The sequence below is a fragment of the Microcoleus sp. K4-B3 genome (genome assembly GCF_036704615.1).
GTDB lineage: Bacteria > Cyanobacteriota > Cyanobacteriia > Cyanobacteriales > Microcoleaceae > Microcoleus.
Genome location: NZ_JAUBSF010000171.1, coordinates 673 through 5,084 on the forward strand (window position 1 = coordinate 673; position 4,412 = coordinate 5,084).

Annotated in this window: 1 protein-coding gene and 1 pseudogene; both read right to left on the bottom strand. The window is 49.1% G+C overall.

What is annotated here, in order from left to right; genetic code table 11:
- Positions 1–3,575, bottom strand: a 3,575-nt coding sequence (locus tag QUA78_RS31710; protein ID WP_333399229.1) for a DUF4347 domain-containing protein, incomplete at its 3' end; no start/stop codon positions are given.
- 651 nt (positions 3,576–4,226) lie between these two features.
- A pseudogene (locus QUA78_RS31715) lies at positions 4,227–4,412 on the bottom strand (calcium-binding protein); the annotation flags it as partial.

Genomic DNA, 4,412 nt, shown 5'->3' on the forward strand with positions numbered 1-4,412 from the left:
CCGCCGAGTCCTGCGATCGCCACAGCGCTGCTGGGGGCGATTTCGAGGTTGACGTTGGCGGCTACTGGCGGTAGGTTTGGCAGCGGCAGCAGCGCCGATACAGTAGCGCTGGCGGGGCTGGTAGCGCCCTGGTTGTCTGTAGCGCTGTAGGTGAAATTTGCTGTTGTAAAGTTGGGTGTCGATTGGAAAAATAATTGGTTAATCTCAGCAGGTGTCAGAATTTGACCCGCGGTGACAATCGTGCCGCCGGTCTCGGGATTGCCTAAAAATATCAGCCCTTCATTTGCTGGTGGGACGGTGTTGATGGTAAAGGATGCGATCGACCCGTCGGGATCTGTGCCGCCGAGTCCTGCGATCGCCACAGCGCTGCTGGGGGCGATTTCGAGGTTGACGTTGGCGGCTACTGGCGGTAGGTTGGCGGGAGTCGGAGTCGGAGTCGGTGCGGGAGTCGGAGTGGGAGTCGGGGCAGAGGCGATGCTGGTGGTAACAGTTGCGCCGGGATCGCTGCCGTTATTGTTGCCGGGATTCGGGTCATTAGTGGTTGAGGTACTTCTTGCCGTGTTGCTGACAGTGCCGGTCGCCGGGACTGGGAATGTGACAGTCCGGCTGAGTGTCACGCCGTCAGCTAAGCTGGCAATGGGCGGAAAGCTGACAATGCCTGTGGCTGGGTCGTAAATACCGCCGTTGGATGCTGTAACGCCGGTTAAACCGGGAACGATGCTGTCTGTAAGGGTGATGTTGGTTGCCGCACTCGGCCCACTGTTAGCTGCCGTAATTGTGTAGGTGACAGTCGAGCCCGCGGCCGCTGTAGCTGGCCCGGTTTTGAGCGTCACTACATCAGCGCTATCGGTAATAGTGGTGGTAACTTGCGCTTGGGGGCTGCTGCCGTTGTTGTTGTCAGGATTGGGGTCTGGGCTAGTTGAGGTGCTGCTAGCAGTGTTGGCGACGGTGCCGCCGGTGGCGGGAACTGCGAAACTGACGGTTCTGTTGGCGCTGGCTGCGCTGGCTAGGGATGCGATCGCCGGCCAAGTCACAATACCTGTAGTTTCGTTGTAAGTTCCGCCCTCCGACAGGCTGACTCCTGTTAAACCAGGAACAATGCTATCGGCGATCGCCACATTGACTGCCGGACTCGGCCCACTGTTAGCTGCCGTAATTGTGTAGGTGACAGTCGAGCCCGCGGCCGCTGTAGCTGGCCCGGTTTTGAGCGTCACTACATCAGCGCTATCGGTAATAGTGGTGGTAACTTGCGCTTGGGGGCTGCTGCCGTTGTTGTTGTCAGGATTGGGGTCTGGGCTAGTTGAGGTGCTGCTAGCAGTGTTGGCGACGGTGCCGCCGGTGGCGGGAACTGCGAAACTGACGGTTCTGTTGGCGCTGGCTGCGCTGGCTAGGGATGCGATCGCCGGCCAAGTCACAATACCTGTAGTTTCGTTGTAAGTTCCGCCCTCCGACAGGCTGACTCCTGTTAAACCAGGAACAATGCTATCGGCGATCGCCACATTGACTGCCGGACTCGGCCCACTGTTAGCTGCCGTAATTGTGTAGGTGACAGTCGATCCGGCTGCGGCAGTAACGGGCCCGGTTTTGAGCGTCACTACATCGGCAATATCGTTCGTGATAGTGGTGGTGACTCGCGCTTGGGGGCTGCTGCCGCTGTTGTTGGCGGGTACGGGATCGATCGTGTTGCTGCTGCTGAATACACTGTTTGTAATAGCGCCGATAGTCGTTGGGGCGGTAACGGTGACAGTACGGGTGACGCTGGCCCCAACAGGTAAATTCGGAATAGTTTGCCAGGTGACCAGTCTCGTTGTCGGATTGAAAGTGCCGCCGCCGTCGGCACTTTCAAATACTGCCCCTCGGGGCAGTTGGTCTTCAACCAGCACGTTTTCGGCCGGGTTGGGACCATTATTTACTGTCGTAATTGTGTAAGTAATGGTGCTGCCCAGTGCCGCAGCGGGCGGGCCTTTTTTCGTTGTCGCAACATCTGCTTTAGTAAGCGGCTCGTCTATAGTTTGGATCGACAAAGTGCGAACGTCGTGAATATTTGTTGCGTCTCCCGTTGAACCAGCAAAACCAAATTTGAATGTTGGCGGGATTGGCCCGTTTAGTTCCACTAAATTGGCAATGTCGATAATAGTCTCGCCTTCATCTGTAAACGAATCATTATTGTTGAGATCAAAGTTAACAGTGAGACGGTTTGGCGTTGCAGAACTGGGAGGTTCCAAAATAACTTGAACTCTTCTTCTGGCTGGGTCGCGAGTGCTAGTAATGGCGTTGATCGGCCCGTTTGGAGGCAGAGGATTTACGGTATCGGGGATATTATCTACTCCCCCCGGCAAATAGTTAGAAGTTAAAAACTGATATTCCGTAGCTTCGCTACCTCGAAGCGTTACCGAATCTGGTCTAATCCCCCCCGGAATTCCGCCTGCACGCCCTTCATTTTGAGTTGAAAAACTTCCAAATTCATCAAATCCAATTCCTAAATAACCTCCGAGTAAACCGGACTGATTTTCGTCTGTATTTTGGGCGTAGCCGAGAGAACCTCCAAAGCCTCCAGCTTTTGTTGGCGTCACAGTACCGTCAATCAAAAAGAAACTTATGCCGTCCCCTGTCAAATTGGCTGGAATCGGAGGACGTGCAGTGCCGTTGTAGGCAAATATCTCGAAGACAATTTTAAGGCCGCTGCTGGCTGGTACCTGACTGTTATAGATGGCAAAGGTAGATTGGTCAAAACTTCTTGAAGTTAATCTCAAAGCCCCGCTGCCGGGCTGGTCGATGTTCAAACCCGGAAAACTCTCCGTTCCGGTTCCTGCTGTTAAAGCTGGAGCGTCTGACGGGCCGCTGACGCCAGATATCCAAGGCCCTATTAGACTGGCATCTTGAAAAGTTTCGTCAACTAAAGTAATGAGGACAGCACTGTAAGTTTCCTGCGTTTTTGTTTCAAAGGCTATTGCGGTTTTTACTCGTCCTGCTGTAACATTTAATTGCCAGTTTCCTCCTAATTTTGCACTGCCAATTAAATTGTTGGAAGCGGCTATATTTGCGCCTGTTAATTCTCTCAGTTTCCGCACGAAAGCAATCCCTGATTTTCCCGCCCCAACCCTGCAAGCTAATAATAAAATATCGGCTTTTTCGCTGAAAGCATTTCGCCACTGCTGCAAATGACGATCGTACTTTAGTAAGTTTTCATCCTTTAGTAAAGTTGACCCCAATTGCACGGAAGCTTCATTGCCGTGAGCAACTATCTGAAGGCTGGCAATTAAGCTGCGTTTAGCTAGAATATCGGTAATTTGTTCTACTCCGTCCAGAGTTCGATCCAGGACAATTATCTCTGTCCCTGGTTTTACTCCGCTGGTAAGATGCTGATAATTCTCTACCCTCGGGTCGATGCAAACTAAATGTTTTTTAGGTTGAGTCTTGACGCCCCGACTCTCTTTTGTTAAACAGGAAATATCGCTCCCCAGATCGCCGACTAATGGCGCCCCAATCAAAGAAACTTTTATGCAGTCGGTGTCGCGACGATCCCAACTTGATTTGTGAATTGGTGAAGAGTAGTTGCACCATAAATTTTTCATGAGTTACATAGCTCCTTGATTTGTTAATTGTCAATTTTCAGTGGTAGATATTATTGTTAATTGCTAATGGGAAATTTCTAATTGCTAATTTCTCGATTTCGCATAGTTAACAAGTTCTATTTACTTCGATTTTTTTTTGATCGACATCTTCCCAAAGTAGCAGTTCGCTGTATTTACCTGGGAAATTAGGGGTTTTTTAGCCAATTCAGACGTGGCGTTAAATTATTTTATAATAAAAAAAAACAACCGCGATCTACGAAAATACACCGTGTAATTCGATAGTTTATTACCTAAAAGCAGTTGACAACTGTTCGTTTTTGTAGTAATGGTCGCTTAATTTATTATACTTTTATTAAGACTTGAGTCCTTATCAAAAACCACTTTTAGGGCTGTCAATCAGCCGAATCTCATATCATCTATATTTAAATCAAAAAATGGTTATAAATTTTGTAGCCATCAACTTCGTTTTTGGGCTTTTATCAAGAATAAGTGGCTCACTAACAATCAATTTTATGGTCGTCATAAAGTCGAATTACCCAATAATTAACAGCTTAATATTTTTATTATTAAATATTAAAAAACTCGGTTTATTTAACAAACCGAGTTGCTAGAATTTTAGGAAAAATGCAGCGGATTCAATGCTCTTTGGTATTAAGGAGCAAAACTCAGAAAATCCACAGCATTCAGAGAATTATTAGCGCCAAAAACCTGAGCCAAAACCTCCCCAGTGCCAGCAAATTGCAGGAGTGTGCCATTCGCCGTCGAGTTAATTTGCAACGACTCAAAAGTCAAGCCGTCGGCGAGGACAAACTTGTCAGTTCCTACATCAAAATTGAG